Raw genomic sequence first — 22,579 nt, forward strand, 5'->3', positions numbered from 1 at the left:
ACTAATTTAGCTTAAGTATAAAAGACAACTTTTTTACGTTATTTACCTCACACTATTTAACTATAAATTTGCAGACGAACAAATTAAATTAATACATTCATCTAGCTAATAAAAAAGCAAAACAGATAATTATAATTCTATTATTTATAAGGACATAGAAAAGTGAAATTTAAGTATTCTTTAACAACGGCAGTCACTCTCGCATTATTACAAGGTTGTGGCGGTGGCGGCGGTGATGGTTCATCTACTCCGTCAACTAGCAGCGCAACCGGACCAACATGGAAAGCCGGTGATTTTAGCCAACCATCAAGCTCGTTTGTCAACCAATGTGAAACCCCACGAGTGGGTCGAGACCCATATAACAATTATGCCGCCTATCCAGATAAATTAGGTTCTGCTTTACACGAAAAACTCTTTTTAAGAGCTTTTACTAACGAAACTTACCTTTGGTATGACGAAGTTCCTGATAATAATCCAGCAAACTACAAAACCGTGACGGATTACTTCAACACACTGGTCACCTCTGCTACTACCACGACTGGTAAACCGAAAGATCGCTTCCACTTTACCGTCCCTTATGAAGATGAGATGAAATCATCGCAATCTGGTTTAGTCGCTGGGTTTGGTTTTAACTGGGCATTCCTACGTGGCGTACAACCTAGAGACGTTCGTATCTCCTATACTGAAGAAGCCTCTCCAGCTGATAGAAGCGGCATTGCTCGTGGTGATAAGCTTCTGAAAATCAATAATATTGATGTGGTTAACACCGGTAGTCAGTCCGACATTGATTTTATTAATAGAACGCTGTTTAACCCTGACATCAATCAAGATTACACCTTCACATTTGAGAGTGTTGACGGCCTAGAGAAAACCGTGACGCTTACCGCCTCTGATGTCATGACTTCTCCAGTTAAAAATGCCAAAGTGATCGCACACAATGGTATGCAAATTGGCTATCTACAATACAACTCATTTGAACCAAGCGCTCAAGCCCCGCTTATTGAGGCGTTCAGTACGCTCTCGGCAGAGAATGTTGACGAGATCGTCGTTGATTTACGTTACAACGGCGGTGGCTTAGTACTTCAGTCCTCGCAAGTAGGCTACATGCTAAGCGGTGCTGGTCAGAACCGAGTCTTCAGTGAGTTGATTCACAACGACAAAGTGATGCGTACCATTAAAGATGGGGATAACATCTATCGCTTTACGAATCTAGCAATAGACTGGGCAGCACAAAAGTATTCGGACCAAATGCTGCCGACACTGAACAAAAAGCGGGTATATGTGCTGACTTCAGGAGGCACGGCTTCCTCAAGTGAACTGTTGATCAACGCTTTGCGCGGCATTGATGTTGAGGTTATCCAAATAGGCTCAACAACCACAGGTAAACCGTATGGGTTCTCAGCAGAACAAAACTGCGGCACTATGTACTACACTATTCAGTTCAAGTCAGCGAACGAGAAAAAATTTGGCGACTTCTCTGATGGTTTTATTCCTACTCCAAAGAGCCAAATCAATACCGAGCTAGGCTTAAACAATAGAGTGGAAGGTTGCTGGGTCAATGACGACCTAACAAAACCATTAGGCGATCCGTCTGAAGGTATGCTTTCTGCGGCACTAAACTACATGGAAACGGGAACCTGTCCGCCAGTCTCCCCTTCAAGTTTCAACGCCATGCCGCGTAACATTTCATCTCCGGAGTTAAGCGATCTTCGCTCTCCGCTACGAACAGAGGCAATTCATGTTGAGATCAACTAACTTTTTACGAATGCTGATTCGGGTTGCGCTTTTCTTAGGTACTTCAATTTCTTTGATAGGATGCCAAGCTATGTCACAAGAACCCGTTGAAGCATTGAGTAAAAAGAACTCTCCGGAAACAGTCATAGAGATTCAAAACGCGATCGCAGAAATCCAAGGGACACCAGCACCTAGAATCGCAAATAACGTATTTGAATCCTCACCGCATTTGTTGATTGAAAAAGGACGAGTAAAAGGGAACAACAATCAACTGTTGGATGGCAGCTATACGGATCTTCCAGACCAATATACGTTGCAGATAAGAGGTGAAACCTGTGGCTTATACTATGCCAAAACAGATACTTTTGTCTCTCTCAGTTCACTAGATTGTGAGCCCATCATTAAGTTTTAGATCTCCCAAAATAGAAGCCCGCTGATATCAGCGGGCTTTCTACTTTATTGCTCAGCGTGAAACGGTCAATGTTACTTTAATTCAATCCATGCTTTACGCTGTTGTTTATCCATGTATGACCAAGCTACAAAGCGGCTCACTTTCTGTCCTTGACTCATTTCAACCACACGAATGGCTTTCACACCCAATTTTTCAAGCTGCTTGCGCATCGGGCGAACGTTGTCTTTTTTGGATATAAGTGTTGTAAACCACAAGACCTGCGCAGCAAAAGCTTGGCTTTCATTCGCCATTTTTCGGATAAACGCCGCTTCTCCGCCTTCACACCACAATTCAGCGTTTTGACCGCCAAAATTCAACGCAGGCTTACTTGTCTTTACTTGTGCGGTTTGAGGTTTTAGCCCTTTCTTACGCTGGTTTGCTTTTAGATTATCGATTTTACGCTGGCTGCCCATAGCGGCATCTTCCGCCGAACGGTGGAATGGCGGATTACATGTCGTCACATCATAACGATCATTCGGTTGAATGATACCTCGATAAATATTGGCATCATTGTGTTGCTGTATTAGTGCAATTTTTCCCGTCAAAACACGATTGTGCTCTACGATCGTTTGAGCCGATTGGATGGATTTTGGATCGACATCGCTGCCCGTATAGTGCCAACCGTATTTTGTTACACCAACAATCGGATAAATACAGTTTGCTCCCACGCCAATGTCCAACGCTTTCACTTTTTGGTGCGTGTACTGACCTTTTACTTCACCATCAAGTAGCTCTGCCACTCGGTGAATGTAATCAGCGCGGCCCGGAATCGGTGGGCAAAGGTAGGTGTCGGGAATGTCCCAGAACTCGATACCATAATACGCAGCAAGCAATGCTTTATTGAGCATTTTAACAGCGTTAGGATCAGAGAAGTTTATGGAGTCTTCCCCTTTCGGATTTTTGATAACGAATGGCTTTAACTGTGGTTCACTTTCCACAAGTTTTTTAAAATCGTAACGACCTTGATGAACATTACGCTCATGCAAGCCATTCTTCGCTATTTTAATAAACTCGACTTCGCTCTTTCCTGCAGGCTGCGGAGATTTGCGCGCAACTTTGTCTTTAACACGCTTCGGCTTGGCTTTATTCGCGTCTGTATTCTGAGCCGCCTTTGAAGCCTTTGGCTTTGCTTGCTTCGCGTTGTGATTATTGTTCTTCATTCAAATTCGCTTTTAAATCGAGGTAAATCATAAACAAACGAGCATCAAATTCGAGTTGGTGATACTCAGGCTCCATATAGCAACATAGCTGATAGAACGCCTTGTCGTGGCTTTTCTCACGAGTATGCGCCAACTCATGTACCACCAGCATTCTTAATAGTGGCTCGGGCGCATCCTTAAATACATTGGCAATGCGAATCTCGTTTTTCGACTTCAGCTTACCGCCATGGTTTCTACTGATTACACTGTGCAAACCAAGCGCGTTGTTTACCGCGTGAATTTTCTTATCGTAGACAACTTTACTGATTGGCGCGGCTTTCTTCATGTAGCAGTTTTTGATTGCCATGGCGTACTCATAGAGCGCCCTTTCGCTTTTGATTTGGTGCCTATCGGGATAACGCTTTTCGAACCAAGGAACAAACTTGCCACTCGCTATCAATGAGCTCACCTGCTCTACGATGTTTTGTGGGTAGCCTTGAATGTATCGAAGTGACGGATGCATAGAATTAACGTCTGTTATGACAAAATAAAGGCGCTCAATATACCTGAGATAAAGGACAGTTTCACCTTAGCTTTCGCCTTTCATTTATGGTGAAAGGCCGTTAAACTTCGCCTCCCAATGATAATGGAGAGAAACTCAATGAAACGTGTCGTCCTTTACGTCAAAGACAAATGCCCTCACTGCAAAGATGCTCAACGTTATCTGGATTCGAAAAATATTAACTATCGTTTGTGCAATGCTAAGATGCAACGCGGTCGCAAAGAACTTGATGCGCTTGGTGCTCGTTCAGTGCCAGTTTTAAAAATTGGTGATCGGGTAATGATTGGCTGGAACCCAAAGAACTTCGAGAAGATGTACAAAGGCGACTAGTGCTCGAACGATGAATCTGCGCTGCGTTTAAACGTAGCGCTTGATAAAGTCGATAAACGTTCGATCTGCTATTGATAAATACCCCTGCTTGCGCCAAGCAAGTGCCAGATCCAGCGTAACGGGTGGTTCAAACGGTAGGCCAACAACGCCCGACTCATGTTGGGTCACCAATTCCAGTAACGCGGTAATCGCAAACTCTTGTTTCACAATACTCAAAATCAAAGGCAGTAAGTTGGTTTCGAATGATGACTTCATGGTAAACCCATGCTCCTCACTCACCTGATCCAAAAATTCACGGTGAAAATAGCCATGCTGAAACATAACCAAATCGTGTTCAAAGAACTCATCAAAAGTAAGAGATTCTCGCTGGGCTAACTCATGCTCAGGTGAAACAACTGCGACCATTTGGCTAGTAAACAAATGGTCAGTTTCTAGGTCATCAGGCACGTTATCACAACTGATCACACCGATATCGAGTTGACCATTGAGCAGCATACGACGAATCGATTGAGTCCCAGCTTCGACCAAGGTCAATTTTAACTCCGGAAACTGGCTTTTAAACGCCATCACAATTCGTGGAAAGAAATAACTGCCCATCATTGATGGCGTCCCGAGTCGTACTTCGCCTTTCGCTAAACCTTTCAACTCATCAATCGCGAGCTGCGCGTCGTGCAACTGTTGAATCACCCGCTTAGCATGTACAAGTAGCGTTTCGCCCTCTTTCGTTAAGCTGATTTTTTTATCATCACGGCGAAATAGGGTAACGCCCAAAGACTGCTCAAACTTTTTGATAGAAATGCTTAATGCGGGCTGGGCAATATGCAGGGCTTTCGCCGCATGGGTAATGTTTCCATGTTCAGCGACCGCCAGAAAATGTTTAAGTTGTTTCGATTCCATTAGATCAAAAATATATGGTGTCTATATTTTTAATATATTTTTTTAATTTACAACGAACTGATAGATTGATCACAGTCTCTCCATTTGCTCACATTAGGCAGGATTCATGGTCAGTTTTGGCACACCGGAATACAAACGCATTACGCTCTCGCTAGCGCTTGGTTCCTTCTTGGTTTTTTCAAATTTATACCTACTACAGCCAATGCTGCCCACTTTTGCCCAAATTTTCACGATCTCAGAAACGCAAGTGAACTGGTTATTTGCGGCCTCAACACTCGCTCTCTCTTTTAGCCTCGTTCCAATGGCTGTGTTGTCAGAATCAGTGGGACGAAAGCCAGTCATGATGGCCGGCCTGTTTTCGATTCCTACCCTTTCTGCTTTGATGCTGTTTGGTGACTCATTCCTGTTTTTGGTGGTATGTCGAGCACTGATCGGCGTCGCGCTCGCGGCTTTTGCTGCGGTCGCCGTGGCTTACATGGCAGAAGAGCTCGACAAGCACGCCTTCTCGATGGCAATTGGAACGTACATTGCGGCTAACTCATTAGGCGGTATCGCAGGACGTATTAGCGGCGGCTTATTGGCGGACAATTTCAATGTTGATGTCGCCATTGAAGTTATGATGGTGTTCACTCTTCTTGGTGTCATTGGTGTTCACTATTTATTGCCAACACAGCGCAACTTCACCCCGTCATCAAGCAGTTTGCGCCATCAAAATCGTGCGCTTATTGGTCATTTTAAAAACCAACGCGTGTGGTTCGCGATGCTGATAGGAGGACTCAACTTTGCTTTGTTCGTAAACCTTTACTCCGTCATGGGTTTCCGTCTGGTGAGTGAACCTCACAATGTGCCCGTCGGGTTGGCCTCACTGATCTTTATTTGTTACTTGGGAGGGACTTTCTCCTCTCGTTGTGCAGGCCACTGGAGTAAACGTTATTCCTCAATCCTCGGTATGTTCTTGGGCGCGATAGTGAGCATGACGGGGATGTGGATTGCGGCGGTTGAAAGCTTGACTGCAATGCTATTTGGGTTGTTGCTGATAAGTTTTGGTGCCTTCTTTACTCATACCCTCGCCTACGGTTGGGTCGGTCAGAACGCCACTCGCGCCAAAGCCACCGCGACAGCGCTCTACTTAGTACACTACTACGTAGGCGGTAGCTTAGGAGGATTCTTACTTCTTTATTGTTGGCAGCATGGTGGTTGGTCGAGTGTTCTTATGGGGGGAAGCGCCGTCTACCTAGCGATGTTTGCTGCGATTGCGTATTTGAAACACATTGCCGAAAGAAAGCATACTGACCAAACACCTGACGCAGCGAGTTTAAAGAGTAGCTAAGGTACGCTCATTTGCGTAATACCTCTCTGATTACTTGGATAACCAACTCTGCTATGCTTGCGCTACTTTAATAAAAACCAGAAAGTCGTATGTCAACGCATTCAACACAAAACACAGATATCGAAGCGATCACTCAACAGGTCGATCAATGGCTCAACGATGTGGTAATCGGACTCAACCTTTGTCCGTTTGCTGCCAAACCGCAACGTAATAAACAAATCAAAATCTTTGTTAGTGAAGCGACTCAAGAAGAAGCGCTTCTTGAAGATATTTTATTGCAGCTGATTGAGCTGAGTAACACAGAACCCGAACAACTTGAGACCACGTTGGTTGTGGTTCCCAACATGCTACAAGATTTCTGGGACTACAACTTTTGTATCGATTGGGTTGAAGGATTAATTAAGCAGCAAAACTGGGAAGGTGTTTTCCAAGTAGCGACTTTCCATCCTGATTACTGTTTTGGCGGCGCAAGGCCTGAAGACGACGAAAACCTGACCAATCGTTCTCCTTACCCAATCTTCCATTTGATTCGCGAAGAGAGTATGGAAAAGGTACTAAAACACTATCCTGATCCTGAATCCATTCCCGATACGAACATCGCTCGTGTTTCCGCCCTTTCAGAGGACGAACGTAAAAAGCTGTTTCCTTACCTATTTCATTAAGCTCCACCATTACCCAAAGGCAGATTTATCACCAGTTGGATTCAATGCCCTTGGGGTTCAAAGTGCGGTTTGGTATCATTGCCGCTTCAATCGATTCAATGGAAATTAGAATGCAACTGTCAAAGCTAACCCAAGAGATTTTTGATCACTTATACCGTGATATCACCGAGTTCCGTAGTACGTTCGACTTACCAGTCGCAGACGCTGCAAGCCTTGATGCGCAAGCAGACACACTACACACCTCTTTGGCGATCGAAGAGCTAACAGAGCTAGCAGAAGCAGATTGTAAAACTGAGCAAGCAGATGCCATCGTAGACAGCGTGTATGTATTAATGGGCCGTCTCGTTCATCTTGGCCACAGCAAAGTAGAAGACAACCTAGCGATCAGCTACTTAATTGATCTTCTATTAAACGTTGCAGTAAACCGTGGTATTGAATTTATTCCTTGCTGGGATGAAGTGCACTCAAGCAACATGAGCAAAGTATGCCGTAACGAGCAAGAGTACTCAGAAACAGAGGCATTCTACGCGGAACAAGGCATCAAGTTGATGGCGGTGCAGAAAGGTGAATATATTATCGCGAAATGCGCCGAAGATTTCGTATCGGAAGGTAAAACCATTCGTAAAGGCAAAGTACTCAAATCTGTTTACTACCGCCCAGCAGATCTAAAACCGTTAACTCAATAAGCGTTGAGTTTGGCTATCTCGATTAAAAAAAACGACCTCAAGTAGGTCGTTTTTTGTTGTCCCTAAATACTAATCAAAGATTAAATAAGGTTGCTCATCTACGATGACCTTTTTGACTTGAGTATTGAACACTTCCCCGAGAGCTTCTTCCGTTAGCACAGTATCGGCATTTCCTGATGAGTGCAGCACACCGTTGTTAAGCAGCAATACTTTATCTGCGTGCTTTAATGTGCGATTGAGATCGTGATTAGCAACTAATACTCCAATTCCCTGCGCCGCCATAGCGTTAATCAATTGATAGAGCAGACCCTCTTGCGCAATATCTAACGGTGCTGCTGGCTCATCCAAAATTAAAAACTGCGAAAAAGGATTAATGGTACGCCACACCTGCAAACATACACCTGCTAATCGGACACGCTGCCACTCACCACCGGATAATGTTTGAATACTGCGATGAAGCTTATCTTGCAGTTGTACCAGCTCCACCACCATATTGACGGCATCACGCACTTTAATATCCGCAATCTCAGCACCACTAGGCAGAGATAAAGCGAGATACTGAAACACATCAACATTAAACGCTGGGCGCGATTGCTGACACAAATAACCTCGCACATGAGCTTGCTCTGACAACGGTAAAGTAAGCAAGTTTTTCTCGCCAACGTACACTTCACCACTCATACCCTCTCGGCGGCTTAACGTACCAGAAATCGCAGCCAATAAAGTGCTCTTACCGGAACCATTAGGCCCAACGACATGTACGATTTCGCCTGCTTTGCATTCAAAAGAAAGAGGCAATAATCGACTACCAACCGACATATGTTTAACGTGCATCATGACTCTTCACCAGCATCCAGATGAAAATAGGTGCGCCAATCGATGTTGTCATGACACCTAAAGGTAGCTCTGCGGCGTCCAATAACAGCCTTGCGCCGATGTCAGCAAATACAAGCAACGCAGCACCAGATATTGCAGAAAGTGGCAATAAATAACGGTTTTCCGTACCAAAAGCCAAACGCAACAAGTGCGGGACCACCAAACCAACAAAACTGATGATGCCACCCAAAGCGACTGAACTACCCACCAAAACAGAAATGGCGAGGATCAGTTTCCAACGCATTTGATGCACATCGACACCCAATTGGGTCGCATGAATCTCACCCAGCATCAATTTATCAAGCGACTTGCCTTTACAACATAACCAGATAAGCACCGGTAACATCACTAAAGTAACGGTATGTTGATACCAACTTGCACCGCCAATACTGCCCATTAACCAATACATCAGTTGGCGTAGGCTAAGATCATCACTAAAGTAAAATGCCCACGTCACAATCGCGCTCGATAAAATACCCAATGCGACCCCAACCAAAAGCAATCGAGCCGTCGTCAGGTGCATTGCCCTTGCTATCGCCACCAAAACAAACGTGAATAACATCGAGCCTGCAATCGCTGCCAACATAAAAACAATCGGGGTAGGAAGAACAGGTGACGCGAACATGATTAAGACCATTGCTAAGCTTGCACCACCAGATATACCAAGCACGCCGGGTTCAGCCAAAACGTTCCCAAGCAACACTTGTAACGTCGCGCCGGATACCGCTAACGCAGCACCAATAATTGCCGCAGACACCAACCTCGGTAAACGCAAGTCCACCAGTAGCTTATGTTCAAATGCAGATAAAGATTGAAAAGGAGAAAGGAAAATTTCTCCGACCATCAAGTGGATGGCAGAGAGTACAGCGAGCACGATCGACATAACCATCAGGTTACGTTGCCAGCGTCGTTCCTTGTTCAGGATAAGTTGTTGAAAATCCATAGCGGCCGATAAAAACAAACGAGGCTTAACCTTACAGTTAAGCCTCGGTAAATTGCAATTAACTTCTCAAAGCAATGTTGGATTAATCGTAAACCAACTCGCCCTCTTCAAAACGGGTTTTCACTTCACAAACCATCAGAGCTGCACGTTGACCTATTGCGACATGGCGGTTCGGGAAGACAATCGCTTCGTTTTCGTTCTTCGCCATTAATGGTTTGTCGCCATCATGACCAAACACTTCGCCGTGAACAAATGAAGTGAAGTTTTCAACATTGTCGTCGAACATAAAGTCAAAGTCTTCGTTCAGGCGAACGATTGTGCGACTTACGCGATATTTAATGCATGGTTTTGGTAGGTGTTCTGGCTTCGTTTCCGCAATCAAATTACGTAAAGACAAATCAAACGCAGTCAATTTATCGAGGTCATTTTCACCAATACGAGCCACACGACCAAGCTCCATTGTGAGAGCTTGCACACCAAAGTTCTCGGCACTGTACCAGCTAAACGTACTCGATGGTGAGTTTGATAAGAGCACAGCTTCAATGTGTGCACTGTCCAAGAAATCGATTAATGCCTTGCTTCGCACAGGATGACGAGTCTTAGGACTTACTGCAAACGTATAGTGCTTCGAACCTCTAATCGCGCAGTGTAAATCAAGGTGCCAGCGTGTTGTCGGGTCGGTATCCTGATAAAAATCTCGAACAAGCAGCTTAAGCGTATCAGCGATGACAAGCTCTTTTGTCTGTTTGTGTTCTTTTTCGTCAAACAGACGGTTGAGGTTTTCTTCAAGGAATCGCGTGTGCGCCAGAGTGGATTCTGGATGAGCGATAATGAACAGACAACGGGTATCGACCGTCTGGAACCCAGATTCTATGTCTTGAATAATGGAATCCACCAGCTCCATCGGTGCCGTTTCATCTCCGTGAACCCCACAAGAGATGATGATGTTCTTCGTATCCTGAGTATAATTCGCAGGGATTACTTCTAATACACCACGCTGATAGAGTTTAAGTTTTACACCGTTAGAAAGCACCTGCTCCGCTGGTGCAACATCGATATGAACATCTAACGTGTCAGTTAAAAACGATTGGCGAAAGAGAGACTTCGTCATGCGTTACTCCTTAATAGCACGGCGGGTATGTTAATAAATTGTACAAAGGATTTTTGTTGCTGCGATCTCACTTATGAGTAGAAATCACTATTTCCCTCGAAAATCCGATACCTTTTCGCGCCAGGCACTCAAATCAAGCATTGAGGCGTTTAATTTTTAAACAATTACAAAGTGTTAGGGCTGTGAACTTTACCACAGCCCTGATTAAGATCATTATGATTTGATCAAATTTTTGTAGCTATAAAGCAGATTATGCATCAACACTGCGAAAAACTTAGCCGCGCTGTGCGAGCAAACGCTCAAACTCATCGACTTTTTCACGCACTAGCTCAACGCTCTGCTGCCAAAACGTTGGTTGAGTTAAATCCATCGATAGATGCTTTTCGACAACATCTTCCGCCATCATGCAGCCGGTGTCGCGCAGCAAATTGATGTAATCGGTGTAAAACGCTTCGCCTTTGGTTTCTCGCTGTGCATAAATACCCTTGCTGAATAAGAAACCAAACAGGTATGGGTAGTTATAAAAACTCACACTATCGATAGAAAAGTGCAGCTTGCTTGCCCAGAAGTACGGATCCGGCTCGCTCATTACGTCGCCATACCATTCTTTCCAAGTTTCAGACATCAACTCACAGAATTCATCTGCGGTAAACTCTCCATCCTGGCGGCGTTCATAGAACGATTTCTCAAACTCATAGCGGACCGGAATGTTGATCATTAAAGCTAGCGCAGATGACAACTCTTCCCACAACATCTCTAGCTTTTCATCGACGCTCTCCGCTTTCGAAATCAAATGATCACGAACGATGTTTTCTGCAAAAATAGAGGCGGTTTCTGCTAACGTCATTGGGTAGTAAGTTTGGCAAAGTGGCAAATCACGAATAACCCAGTTATGGAACGCATGGCCAAGTTCATGCGCGAGAGTCATCAGGTCTGAACGACTGCCACTCCAAGTCATAAACACAAGTGGTGTTCGCGTTGCTGGCAGTTTGGTGCAGTATGCACCAAGGCGCTTGCTGGCATTTGGCGCGGCATCAATCCATCCGTTTTGTACCATCAAACGGACAAACTCCGACATCTCAGGGTTTACTGTTTCAAATGCTTCACAAATAACATCAATCGCTTCATCAAAGTCGTAGACCTTCGCTTCACCGCTCAAAGCAGGCATAGCCGCCAGATGATTCCAAGGTTTCATCTCATCCAGACCATGTACTTTCGCCATCAATAAACCCGCTTTCTGACCAATAGCTCGACTGTCTTTAGCTACTGTCATCATCGCATTTAAAGTTTCAGCTTGGATTCGACTACCATGCAAACTCGGCTCTAGGAAGTGAACTTCACGCTTCGTCGAACGCTTTTTGTTTTCAGTTAAACGCCATCCTGCTAACGCATTTAAAATCGCAGCGAATGATTCTTGGTGCGTTTGCATTGCATCTTGTACGCCTCGCCACGCGGCTTCTTGACGATCAAATTCAGAACCATAAAGAATGCTTGCCGCTTGAGAAAACCCAAGCTCTTCACTCTTACCATCTGCGTACTCAAGCTTCACTTTCAATGAGCCAGTCAGGTTATCGTATAGGTTACCCCAAGCCGATTTACCATCCACACTCATCGCAGCCAGTAACTGTTCTTCTGCGTTGCTAAGACGAGTATCCGCCAACTTTCTAGAATTCAAGATAGAAAAAGCTTGCCCACTGATATCTGGATTCTCATGGTCTAACACACGCAAGATAAACTCTTCGTCGGCATGCGTTAATGTCAAATCAAAGGGACTGAACGCTTGGGAAAGCTCCGAAAAGATGCGGGTCATTTTACCAAGTAACGATTTCGCTTCGGCGTTTGTTGCATCAACAGAAGCATAACAACTCGCAAAATTTGCAACTGTGCCCGCTAAACGACTCGCGGCTTCATTGGTCAAAATCGCATTTTGCATGATCTCTACGTTGCCGCAATCTGCTGATTGTTTATTCAAAAGATCAATACATTGTTCCACAAGAGCAATATCGTCTTGAATTCGTGGGTCAGAAAGGTCGTTATAAACGATGGACAAATCCCAACTCGGCGTTGTCATTTCTATATTTCCTTTTTATGTAACTGAGTCAATTTTCGCTTCCTGCACCTAGCAGATGGGCTTCCACTGACATCTTCCGTGACTATGCCCATAAGCAGTATCGCTTTGGGCATTTTAATATTTATAAATTAACGAGTTAAAAGAGGTACGCCAATCGAACGCACCGAGGCGTAAATTTGCTCATCTATGGTAATTGTTATATGCGTGACAGAAGCGTTTCCTATCGACAACGTCGAATACCACTTGGGGTTACGCCAATCTAACTCCAATACATGAGCAAGAATCATACGAATGACGCCACCATGCGTGACGATAAGTAGATTGTCATTGATATCGTTGATGATTTGAGACCAAACGCGACATATGCGCTCAGAAAATGTGCTTAAGCTCTCAGCGTTCGGCAACGTATGTTGTGCTGGCGATTGCCAAAAAGCATCTAGCTTTTTCCACTGCTCGGTGAGCATATCAAAAGGCATACCATCAAAATCACCAAATGCCATCTCTTGTAAAGATTCATCCGTCATTACTGGTAATAATTGCTGTTCAGCAATTATATTTGCCAGTTCTTGACAACGTGAAAGCGGAGAACAAACCACTCCACCCACACCTCGTCCACTCTCGATCCAAGCCCGAGCAATGCTTTCTTGGTCAGCAGGCGTAACTTTTACATCTGTTTGGCCATGGAGTCCTGGTGGAGCATCTACTTTTCCATGACGCACAAGATAGATATTGAGTGTTTTCATTTTGTTCCATCCTACTCTTTAAGAACCAACGGCAAACCAGCAGCAACAAAGGTAACACGATGGCAAACACTGGCTAGTTTTTGATTCATCCGTCCTGCATTATCCACAAAGTAACGACTAACCGCCCCCAAAGGCACAATACCCATTCCAACCTCGTTAGAGACGAATATTAACGTCGCATCTGAGCCACGTACCACCTGTATAAGCTTTTCAATTTCTGCTTCTAGCTTCTCATTGGAACATTCATCACCTAACTCAAATATCCAATTATTGAGCCACAAGGTTAAACAATCGACCAGTACAACATCGGTGTTAGCGAAATTTGTCAGTAACTCAGATAAATGAAGGGGGCATTCATGCTCTTGCCACTCGCCCCCTCGTTGCTTTTGATGATGCGCTATTCGCTCTCGCATTTCTTGGTCAAATGGCTGCGCGGTTGCAACATAATGTAATGAGTGTTGAGAAGTGGTCGATAATTGCTTGGCTGTTTTTTCCGCCAAATGCGACTTCCCAGAGCGCGCGCCACCGAGTATCAATTGCTTCATGAGATGTGATAAAACCCAATCATAGTGAGATAAACAAGCAGTTCCGATAGCTGCTGCGCTGCGCCAAGACAATCCCCCGTAAAGCCGCCAATTCGCTTGGTTAACCAACGTTTGAACATCAAACGAAATACCACGAGAACAAGCGATATAAAGATCGCCTGCGTGATACCAAGCACAAGCAATGTTATGCCACCAGTAAACAACAAAATGGAGACTTCTAAAGAAGACTGGCTATTTGCCAGCGGTTTACTTTTCGACGTATCACTGTCACTGACATAAGGCATGTCATAAATAAGCGTCGCGGCTAGTGCTCGGCTTGCGGTATAAGCGACGACAATGACCAACCAAAACTGCGGCAAGTTAGCCAGTTCACTCCAAAAAACATACTTAGCCAATAACGCCATAATGAGAGTGGCTGCACCATAAGTGCCAATGCGGCTGTCCTTCATAATAGAGAGGCGTCGCTCGACAGTCATGCCACCGCCAATGCCATCCGCCATATCAGTCAAGCCGTCTTCGTGAAATGCCCCTGTTAACAATAAGCTAAACACCATCGTTAATACTATGGCAACCGATTCTGGGAAAAGAATTGAGGTGAGCGAAAATACCAGAGCACAAAGCGCTCCAAGCACGAGACCAACTAACGCGAAGTAACGACCGGCCTGATTCATGCGTTCTTCACTGTATGGCAAGGCTTGGGGGACGGGTAAGCGACTAAAAAAACTGATAGCTAATAGAAACAACTCCCACTGGTATCTTAACGGTGACGGCGTGACGTTCTCAGAATTATCAGGGACTGACACTATACTGTAACTCCTGCACTCTCAAAACTCGCCATCTTGTTGTAAAACTGGGCAGCAGCTTTTAACAAGGGTAAGGCAAGAGCGGCTCCGGTTCCCTCCCCTAATCGTAAACCAAGATCGAGTAGAGGTTCTGCTTTTAGGTACTCTAATACAAACTTATGTCCATTTTCTTCGGAGCGGTGGGCAAACAACATGTATTCGCGTGCTTCTTCGTCTAGCAACGTTGCTATATACGCAGCAACCGATACGATAAATCCATCCACTAAAACTGGGGTTTTAAGCCGCTTGGCTTCTAAAAAAGCGCCCACCATTTGTACGATTTCAAACCCTCCAACCTGTGCGAGAATCGCTTTGGTATCCAGAGTTCGACATCGGTTCACGCCCTGTGCCACTAGTTTATATTTACGGCTCAACTGCTGTTGATTGATTCCGGTGCCAACGCCAACACAATACTCAATATCTAATGAACTCAGCGCCGATAACAGTGCGGAAGCCGAACTGGTGTTACCAATGCCCATCTCACCGAACATCAATAGATTTGAGCCAGACAAAATGGTTTGCTCAGCAATCTTCGCACCATACTCTAAACCTAGCGCCACTTGTTCTGGGGACATCGCTGATTGTTTAGAAAAATTAGCCGTACCGTTACCCAATCGTTGTTCAACCAAGTTTGGATGAGACTTAAATTCTGGAACCAGCACATCAATAGGTGCCAACATGCCGCAATCTATTACTTTGAGTTGGATGCCATTGATGTCGCAAAAACAGTTGATGGCTGCGCCGCCGGCGAGAAAGTTAGCCACCATTTGCTGAGTGACTTCGCTTGGCGCAATGCTTACGCCTTCCTCTGCAACGCCGTGATCTCCAGCAAATACCAGCATGCTCGGTTTACAGATAGCGATGGAATCAACTGGCTGAGGTTTATCCTGACTTTGAATAAGAGCTAGCTGTAGTGCCACCTTTTCCAATAAGCCTAAAGAACCGACGGGTTTGGTTTTGTTATCTATGCGCGCTTGTATCTCCGCTGCAAAAGAGTCATCCATTTTTTACGTTCCTTTGATGTTGTCTGGGTGAGAGGTGTTCCATTGATTAAGAAATCTTGCTCAGCCCCAGTTTTGAGCGTCCACTATTGTATACCCTTGCATCCGCTTGGGGCAGCGCTAATCAGATTTCTGTTAGGAAAGTCTACTGAGTTCGCAGAGCGTCTCACCTTTCGAGCATTCGATTATAAGTAACTCCTTGAAATCCGCTACAATAGCTTAGGCTATATTCCCATATAGGAGAAAGGACATGGATAACAACACCTGCGCCATCATCGCTGGGGCGACTGGCTTAGTCGGTTCAAAAGTCATTACAAACCTCATAAATCAATCAGGTGTTGGTACCTTATATTATCTTTCTCGCCGCCCACTCGATGGCGTCCTAGATGCGGACAATAAGCTTGTTCCTCTCATTGATGCCGACCTCTCTATCCACCAATGGGATGATAACCAACCAACACCGACCATCGGCTTTATCTGTTTAGGCACAACTCTTAAGCAAGCAGGCAGTAAGGATAATTTACGTAGAGTAGATGTTGATCTGGTGTGTAAAGTCGCCCAACAGATGAAAACGATCGGAGTCAAACGCCTTGCGGTTGTTTCTAGCCTTGGTGCAAATAGTAAATCACCATCCCATTACTTAGCCTGTAAAGGACAAATGGAACAAAGAATCGAAGCTATGGGTTTTGAGGAAATCGTGTTTGTTCGCCCAGGCCCGCTTGTTGGTCAACGTCAAAGCCCAAGAACGGACGAGAAGTTAGTGCAAACTCTGTTTAAGGTAATTCGCCCATTCATGCTTGGCAAACTGTCCAACTTTTTACCTATTCGAGCGGAAGATGTCGCCAAAGCGATGATTTATCAACTTTTCAGTTATCAAGAAGACTCGGTGGTTTACTTACAAAGGCAAGAAATGCGTGACTTACTGCATCACTACGAATAACCATTTTGTACATTTAACGTGCTAATTCACACTCTCACGCGACTTAGATCTCGTTTTTATATTCATTTTAGATCTAGCTAATACCCGTTTGTCATTTTTAAAGTTATATCGCGAGCGTTATCTTACGCCCCATAAACAAATCCGTATAAAACCCCGTATAAAAAACAACCGCCATTTCGGCAGGTTGATAAGGTCAGATTATGAATTTTGCAGTGATAGCCTCTCTAGCCGTCTTTGTTGGCATATTGTTCTTTCTATTTAACCAACAACAAAAGAAACACACACTCTCTCGTCTCGTTTTAATCGGTCTTGTTACTGGTTCTCTTTTTGGTCTTGCTTTGCAACTCATTCACGGTGAAGGCAACAGCGCAATTGCTCAAACACTTGAATGGGTAGGCATTGTAGGCAGTGGCTACGTTGGTCTACTGAAAATGGTCATCATGCCACTAGTATTGGTATCGATGATCTCTGCAGTTGTTAAATTGGAAAAAGGTGGATCATTAGGTAAAATTTCTGGCCTGACCATCTCTGTTCTTCTTGTAACGACTGCAATTGCTGCACTCATCGGTATCTTGGTGACAACGACATTTGGCCTTTCAGCAGAGGGTTTAACTGAAGGCGCGCGTGAAACCGCTCGTATCGCCGTTTTAGAAAGCCGTGCCGGTACAGTAAGTGATCTAACTATTCCTCAAATGCTAGTTAGCTTCATTCCAACCAACCCATTTGCTGATCTAACAGGTGCTCGCTCGACATCAATTATCGCTGTTGTGATTTTCGGCGTGTTAACTGGTATCGCCGCTCGTAAAGTGATGATGGAAAAAGCAGAGTTGGAATCACCGATTCGTACTTTCGTAGAAGCTGCTCAATCTATCGTTATGCGATTAGTGAAGATGATCATGGCCCTAACGCCATACGGCATCGCAGCACTGATGGCAAAAGTGGTTGCGACATCAAGCGCAGGCGACATCTTAAACCTACTTGGCTTTATTGTGGCGTCTTATGTTGCTATCGCTCTGATGTTTGTTGTTCACGGCGTATTAGTCTCTTTTGTCGGCGTTAGCCCTTCGGAATACTTTAAGAAAATCTGGCCTGTACTGACCTTCGCGTTTACATCTCGTAGCTCAGCAGCAACGATCCCACTAAACGTAGAAGCGCAAATCACGAAGCTTAACGTTCCACCAGCTATTGCAAACCTATCAGCATCGTTTGGTGCCACTATCGGCCAAAACGGATGTGCAGGTATCTATCCTGCAATGCTGGCAGTGATGGTAGCTCCGACAATGGGCATCAACCCACTGGATCTGCACTTTATCCTGTCATTGATTGCGATTATCACCATCAGCTCATTTGGTATTGCTGGTGTAGGCGGCGGTGCAACGTTTGCAGCATTGATTGTTCTTCCTGCAATGGGCTTGCCTGTCACCATCGCGGCGCTACTTATCTCTATTGAACCATTGATTGACATGGCACGTACCGCACTGAACGTTTCAGGATCAATGACTGCGGGTACGATTGCTAGCCGAGTGCTGAAGTCACCAGAAAGCGAAACAGCATTGGAAGAAACACGAGCGTAAAGCTCAAACTACTTCCCAAGCAATAAAACGTAAAATATCAAGCCGATGGTTCGCCATCGGCTTTTTCATTTTCAAAAATTCAACTTGCATCTTTCGTTGCTAGTCAAGGCGTTGAATGGTCTAATACTGTCATCGGTTTTGTAAACGGTAAGCAGAATGCACCAAGATAATCAGCCCACTTTTTTCTTCTTTGATTATGAGACATGGGGAACAAACCCCGCGAAAGATCGCCCAAGCCAGTTCGCTGGTGTCCGCACAGATGAAAACTTCAATATCATCGGCGAACCTTTAGTCATGTACTGCCAGCCACCTGCTGATTATCTTCCGTCTCCTGAAGCTGCACTTATTACTGGTATTACTCCGCAAAAAACGGTTCAAGAAGGCCTTTCTGAGCCTGAGTTTATCGCTAAGATTCACACTGAACTCGCGAGACCAAATACCACCAGTTTAGGCTACAACAGCATTCGCTTTGATGACGAAGTGACCCGTTATACTTGTTATCGCAACTTTATCGATCCATACGCATGGAGTTGGCAAAACGGTAACTCACGTTGGGATTTACTCGATGTACTACGCGCGTGCCATGCCCTTCGCCCAGAAGGCGTAGAATGGCCAGAAAACGAAGATGGCTTCACTAGCTTTAAATTAGAACACTTGTCTGTGGCTAACGGCATAGAACATAGTAACGCGCACGATGCCATGGCAGATGTGATTGCGACTATCGAAATGGCAAAGAAAGTAAAAGCAGCGCAACCAAAATTGTTTGATTACTTTTTTTCTATGCGCCAAAAGCGCAAGCTCAATGATTTAGTCGACATCGTCAACATGACACCGTTGATGCACGTTTCAGGCATGCTAGGGCGCGAATGTCAGTACACTAGCTGGATTGTGCCTGTTGCTTGGCATCCAACCAATAATAACGCCGTTATCACCATCGATTTAGCGAAAGACCCTCAACCTATTCTTGAGCTATCCGCAGAAGAGCTGCACGAAAGACTCTACACTAAGCGCGAAGATCTTGGTGAATTGCTACCAGTGCCAGTTAAACTAGTTCATTTGAACAAATGCCCTATTCTCGCCCCTGCAAAAACGTTAACGGCTGAAAATGCGGAGTCTATTGGCATTGATCGCCAGCAATGTCTCGCTAATCTCGCTTTGTTGCGCCAACATCCTGAAATTAGAGAAAAGCTGATTAGCCTCTTTTCAGTCGAGCGTAAATTCGATAAAAGTGATGACGTCGATACGCAACTTTACGACGGATTCTTCTCTCCGGCCGATCGCGCAGCCATGGATATCATTCGAGAAACCGACCCGAACAATCTTGCCGCATTGGACATTGAATTTGATGACAAGCGCATTAAACCTCTATTGTTCCGCTATCGTGCGCGTAACTTCCCAGGCACATTAGACGAGCAAGAACAGAGACGCTGGGCATTACACTGTCGAGAAGTGTTTGAAAGCCAAATTGAAGAGTACATGCTGAATTTAGAAAACTTAGTTCACGAACATGAAAGTGACGAAAAGAAGATTGCGATATTAAAATCCGTGTACCGTTATGTAGAGAGCTTAGCTTCTTAACTCCTCCTAATACAAGCGCACCTTATGGTGTGCTTGTTGTTTATATACTGTCAAAATGATTAAAGAACGATTCTTACAACTGATCCAACTGCTCATTTCAATCTTCCTCATCATGGGGGCACTTGGCATCGGAATTACCATTCAAAAGTTCACTGGCGTTTCCGTCCCAGGAAGTGTCATCGGTATGCTCGTACTGTTTTTCTCTATGACTCTTGGGCTTGTAAAGGTCGATTGGGTCAAACCGGGCGCCACGCTATTAATCCGCTACATGATTTTGTTGTTCGTTCCTATTAGCGTGGGATTAATGCAACATTTCGATATGCTACTCGCTAATGCCCTCCCTATCATTGCTAGCGCAGTTGGAGGCTCACTCATTGTACTAGTCAGCCTCGCTTGGCTGCTGGACTACTTGCTAAAGGAGAAGCACTGATATGTGGTTAGTTGTTACCATTGCGGTTTTTCTTGTCGCGCGCCAAATCGCAATCAAAGTGAATAATCCTCTAGCAAATCCTTTGCTGATCAGTATTGCAGTGCTCATTCCTTTGCTTACTTACTTAAATGTACCGTTTGAAACGTATTATGCGGATAACGAAGGGATCAGTTTTTTACTTCAACCAGCCGTAGTTGCTCTGGCTTACCCGTTATATGAACAACTACCACAAATTAAAGCAAACTGGCGAATCATCACTTTTGCTTGCACAGTAGGCAGTGTGATGTCGATGATGACAACCACCTTGATCGCAGTCGCTTTCAAAGCGGATATCAGTTTAATCGCAAGTCTAGTGGGTAAATCCGTCACTACGCCAATAGCAATGGAAATTTCGAGTCACCTCGGTGGTGAAGCTGCCGTTGCGGCGATCTTGGTTCTGATTGTTGGTTTATTGGGCGCGATTTTGGCATACCCAATTTACAACTTAATTGGAATTAAACACCCGATTGCACGTGGCCTAACAATGGGTACCGTGTCTCATGCCTTAGGCACCGCGACATGTGCAGAGAAACAGCCCATTGATGCCGCGTTCTCATCACTCGCATTGGTTTTATGCGGCATCATCACTTCTATTTTGGCTCCAAGCTTTTTTGCTTTGGCTGTCTGGCTATATCAATAGTTAAGCGCTCTCGGTCTGCCCTCCTTCCGGCAGGCCGTGGCCTTCCCGTTTCTTCCTTATCCCTTCCAAAACTCTGTATTACCTCATCTAACAACCCGTTCTAGTAATATCGTTAAGGCACTCTGACGAGATACACACTAATAACTTCAACATTCAGTGCAATATTACTGACTCAACGTTGCTTAGATATCTAGGAATAACGTTGTGTGGACATGTAGGCATCGTAATTAACATATCCCAGCGTCTTGGTTATATGAATATATACTGATATGGTTAATTGTGAGACGGAGATAACGCTTCACGTCAGTGCAATCGAATACATGTGTGAGCTCACTCTAATTATGTAACAGAATTATCAATTGCATTATTTATCGTGATCTAACGCACGGAACATTTCTATCCTTCACATAGAATAACTGTCCATGCAATAACAAGGATTCAACATGAAAAGTCGCATTGAACAGGCGCTAGCAGGCGCTCCAGAAGCACTTTCCAAACAACTTGCTCCTATCATCCAAGCTGATGATTTTGATGCTACGCTTTCAGTTCAACAGTTTGAGCAGTTGCTTTCAGCTACCGGTCTATCAGATAAAGAGCTTCGTGTTGCTCTACTTCCTTTTGCCGCAGCATATTCCTATGCTCCTCTTTCTGAATTTTATGTCGGTGCTATCGTTCGTGGTCTCTCAGGTCGCCTTTACTTCGGTGCCAACATGGAATTCTTTGGTGTTCAGTTAGGTCAAACAGTTCACGCTGAGCAGTCTGCAATTAGCCACGCTTGGATGAAAGGTGAACGTGGTATTAAAGATATCACTATTAACTTCAGCCCATGTGGTCACTGCCGTCAGTTCATGAACGAGTTATCTACCGCAAACGAGCTTAAAATTCAGCTCCCAGAACGCGAAGAAAAGTCGCTGCATGAATACCTACCTGAAGCCTTTGGACCAAACGATCTCGGTATCGAATCCGGCTTAATGGCAGAAGTAAAGCATCAGTTCTCATGCGATGATGAAGACACTCTAATTCAAAGCGCTGTTGAAGCGATGAACATGAGCCACTCACCATATACTAACAACCTGAGTGGCTTAGCATTAGAAATGGCTAGCGGCCGTGTATTCCAAGGGGCTTATGCGGAAAATGCGGCGTTTAACCCTAGCTTGCCGCCGTTACAAGTTGCGCTGATCCAAGTACTACTTGCGGGTGAAACTTTCGACAATATCAAAGCCGCTGCTCTGGTAGAAAACTCAGAAGGCAAGATCAGTCATTTGGCTGATACGCAATCAACGTTAGAAGCGTTGAATCCAGATATTCCACTTAGTTTTGTCAACGTATAAGCGACAACTTCAGTATAAAAAGCTCTACGGCATGTAGAGCTTTTTTATTGCCTAAAAACCAAAAGCAAACGTTTGCTTTGTCATAAAACTTCAGTATGATCTCCTGCAATTTCTGTCTCACCAC

The 22,579-nt window shown here is 44.7% G+C and carries 23 protein-coding genes; 12 read left to right on the forward strand and 11 right to left on the reverse strand.

Going from position 1 to position 22,579, the window contains the following annotated elements; all coding sequences use genetic code 11:
* The first annotated feature begins 162 nt into the window (after positions 1 to 162).
* Positions 163 to 1,755 carry a S41 family peptidase gene (locus ACWPOD_RS09765; protein ID WP_456231843.1) on the forward strand — a complete coding sequence of 531 codons (1,593 nt, stop codon included), beginning with the start codon at positions 163 to 165 and terminating at the stop codon, positions 1,753 to 1,755.
* Positions 1,756 to 1,825: 70 nt separating this feature from the next.
* Entirely contained in the window at positions 1,826 to 2,146 is a 321-nt protein-coding gene (locus tag ACWPOD_RS09770) for a hypothetical protein (protein WP_005397755.1), read from the forward strand.
* Positions 2,147 to 2,217: 71 nt separating this feature from the next.
* Here ACWPOD_RS09770 and rlmF read toward each other — a convergent pair whose 3' ends face one another.
* Both rlmF and ACWPOD_RS09780 read right to left on the reverse strand, forming a co-directional pair.
* Positions 2,218 to 3,345, reverse strand: coding sequence for a 23S rRNA (adenine(1618)-N(6))-methyltransferase RlmF (gene rlmF / locus ACWPOD_RS09775; protein WP_134646781.1), 1,128 nt, complete (start codon positions 3,343 to 3,345; stop codon positions 2,218 to 2,220).
* Positions 3,332 to 3,847, reverse strand: coding sequence for a YgjP-like metallopeptidase domain-containing protein (locus ACWPOD_RS09780; RefSeq protein WP_104969347.1), 516 nt, complete (start codon positions 3,845 to 3,847; stop codon positions 3,332 to 3,334). Before ACWPOD_RS09780 ends, rlmF begins: the two co-directional genes overlap by 14 nt.
* A 138-nt stretch (positions 3,848 to 3,985) precedes the next feature.
* Here ACWPOD_RS09780 and ACWPOD_RS09785 point away from each other — a divergent pair, with 138 nt between their 5' ends.
* Positions 3,986 to 4,216 carry a glutaredoxin family protein gene (locus ACWPOD_RS09785; RefSeq protein ID WP_005377871.1) on the forward strand — a complete coding sequence of 77 codons (231 nt, stop codon included), beginning with the start codon at positions 3,986 to 3,988 and terminating at the stop codon, positions 4,214 to 4,216.
* A 27-nt stretch (positions 4,217 to 4,243) separates the two neighbouring features.
* Here the strand turns inward: ACWPOD_RS09785 and ACWPOD_RS09790 are convergent, their stop codons facing one another.
* The gene (locus tag ACWPOD_RS09790; protein ID WP_104969346.1) at positions 4,244 to 5,113 is read right to left on the reverse strand and encodes a LysR family transcriptional regulator; all 870 of its coding nucleotides are present in this window, start codon (positions 5,111 to 5,113) and stop codon (positions 4,244 to 4,246) included.
* A gap of 106 nt (positions 5,114 to 5,219) precedes the next feature.
* On the opposite strand from ACWPOD_RS09790, the gene ACWPOD_RS09795 reads away from it, so the two are divergent.
* The 3 genes from ACWPOD_RS09795 (at position 5,220) to ACWPOD_RS09805 (ending at position 7,791) form a co-directional block, all read left to right on the forward strand.
* Complete coding sequence (locus ACWPOD_RS09795) at positions 5,220 to 6,443, forward strand: MFS transporter (RefSeq protein WP_005377873.1); 1,224 nt, start codon at positions 5,220 to 5,222, stop codon at positions 6,441 to 6,443.
* Between the two features lie 89 nt (positions 6,444 to 6,532).
* Positions 6,533 to 7,105, forward strand: a complete 573-nt coding sequence (locus tag ACWPOD_RS09800) for a DUF1415 domain-containing protein (RefSeq protein ID WP_134646783.1) — start codon at positions 6,533 to 6,535, stop codon at positions 7,103 to 7,105.
* 110 nt (positions 7,106 to 7,215) lie between these two features.
* The gene (locus tag ACWPOD_RS09805) at positions 7,216 to 7,791 is read left to right on the forward strand and encodes a nucleoside triphosphate pyrophosphohydrolase family protein (RefSeq protein WP_005397767.1); all 576 of its coding nucleotides are present in this window, start codon (positions 7,216 to 7,218) and stop codon (positions 7,789 to 7,791) included.
* A gap of 69 nt (positions 7,792 to 7,860) precedes the next feature.
* On the opposite strand, the gene btuD is transcribed toward ACWPOD_RS09805, so the two are convergent.
* From btuD to cobT, 8 genes are all read right to left on the reverse strand, one after another.
* Positions 7,861 to 8,628, reverse strand: a complete 768-nt coding sequence (gene btuD, locus ACWPOD_RS09810; protein ID WP_456231844.1) for a vitamin B12 ABC transporter ATP-binding protein BtuD — start codon at positions 8,626 to 8,628, stop codon at positions 7,861 to 7,863.
* Positions 8,615 to 9,610: a vitamin B12 ABC transporter permease BtuC gene (btuC, locus tag ACWPOD_RS09815; RefSeq protein ID WP_074191210.1), complete on the reverse strand. Its 996-nt coding sequence runs from the start codon at positions 9,608 to 9,610 to the stop codon at positions 8,615 to 8,617. The genes btuD and btuC overlap by 14 nt, the downstream gene beginning before the upstream one ends.
* 82 nt (positions 9,611 to 9,692) lie before the next feature.
* Entirely contained in the window at positions 9,693 to 10,721 is a 1,029-nt protein-coding gene (locus tag ACWPOD_RS09820; RefSeq protein ID WP_456231845.1) for a succinylglutamate desuccinylase, read from the reverse strand.
* Between the two features lie 274 nt (positions 10,722 to 10,995).
* Entirely contained in the window at positions 10,996 to 12,792 is a 1,797-nt protein-coding gene (locus ACWPOD_RS09825) for a M3 family oligoendopeptidase (RefSeq protein WP_456231846.1), read from the reverse strand.
* Between the two features lie 128 nt (positions 12,793 to 12,920).
* The gene (gene cobC, locus ACWPOD_RS09830) at positions 12,921 to 13,535 is read right to left on the reverse strand and encodes an alpha-ribazole phosphatase (protein WP_456231847.1); all 615 of its coding nucleotides are present in this window, start codon (positions 13,533 to 13,535) and stop codon (positions 12,921 to 12,923) included.
* Between the two features lie 11 nt (positions 13,536 to 13,546).
* Positions 13,547 to 14,080, reverse strand: coding sequence for a bifunctional adenosylcobinamide kinase/adenosylcobinamide-phosphate guanylyltransferase (gene cobU, locus ACWPOD_RS09835; RefSeq protein WP_047008664.1), 534 nt, complete (start codon positions 14,078 to 14,080; stop codon positions 13,547 to 13,549).
* Positions 14,077 to 14,883 carry an adenosylcobinamide-GDP ribazoletransferase gene (locus tag ACWPOD_RS09840; protein ID WP_456231848.1) on the reverse strand — a complete coding sequence of 269 codons (807 nt, stop codon included), beginning with the start codon at positions 14,881 to 14,883 and terminating at the stop codon, positions 14,077 to 14,079. The genes cobU and ACWPOD_RS09840 overlap by 4 nt, the downstream gene beginning before the upstream one ends.
* A complete protein-coding gene (cobT, locus tag ACWPOD_RS09845) occupies positions 14,883 to 15,926 on the reverse strand; it encodes a nicotinate-nucleotide--dimethylbenzimidazole phosphoribosyltransferase (protein ID WP_456231849.1) in 1,044 nt (347 codons plus the stop codon). The genes ACWPOD_RS09840 and cobT overlap by 1 nt, the downstream gene beginning before the upstream one ends.
* A 247-nt stretch (positions 15,927 to 16,173) precedes the next feature.
* Between cobT and ACWPOD_RS09850 the strand changes: the two genes are divergently transcribed.
* The 6 genes from ACWPOD_RS09850 to cdd all read left to right on the forward strand — a co-directional run bounded on the left by ACWPOD_RS09850 (position 16,174) and on the right by cdd (position 22,455).
* Entirely contained in the window at positions 16,174 to 16,863 is a 690-nt protein-coding gene (locus tag ACWPOD_RS09850) for an NAD(P)H-binding protein (RefSeq protein WP_005397784.1), read from the forward strand.
* A gap of 200 nt (positions 16,864 to 17,063) precedes the next feature.
* Positions 17,064 to 18,437 (forward strand): L-cystine transporter, encoded by a 1,374-nt coding sequence (locus tag ACWPOD_RS09855; RefSeq protein ID WP_301581457.1) that lies wholly within the window; start codon positions 17,064 to 17,066, stop codon positions 18,435 to 18,437.
* Positions 18,438 to 18,593: 156 nt separating this feature from the next.
* Positions 18,594 to 20,015 carry an exodeoxyribonuclease I gene (sbcB, locus tag ACWPOD_RS09860; RefSeq protein WP_158173823.1) on the forward strand — a complete coding sequence of 474 codons (1,422 nt, stop codon included), beginning with the start codon at positions 18,594 to 18,596 and terminating at the stop codon, positions 20,013 to 20,015.
* A gap of 55 nt (positions 20,016 to 20,070) precedes the next feature.
* Positions 20,071 to 20,445, forward strand: a complete 375-nt coding sequence (locus tag ACWPOD_RS09865) for a CidA/LrgA family protein (RefSeq protein WP_456231850.1) — start codon at positions 20,071 to 20,073, stop codon at positions 20,443 to 20,445.
* 1 nt (position 20,446) lies between these two features.
* Complete coding sequence (locus ACWPOD_RS09870; RefSeq protein ID WP_005377888.1) at positions 20,447 to 21,124, forward strand: LrgB family protein; 678 nt, start codon at positions 20,447 to 20,449, stop codon at positions 21,122 to 21,124.
* Between the two features lie 443 nt (positions 21,125 to 21,567).
* The gene (cdd, locus tag ACWPOD_RS09875; RefSeq protein ID WP_005397788.1) at positions 21,568 to 22,455 is read left to right on the forward strand and encodes a cytidine deaminase; all 888 of its coding nucleotides are present in this window, start codon (positions 21,568 to 21,570) and stop codon (positions 22,453 to 22,455) included.
* The last annotated feature ends 124 nt before the right edge of the window (positions 22,456 to 22,579 follow it).

This window comes from Vibrio sp. JZG120 (assembly GCF_053890955.1).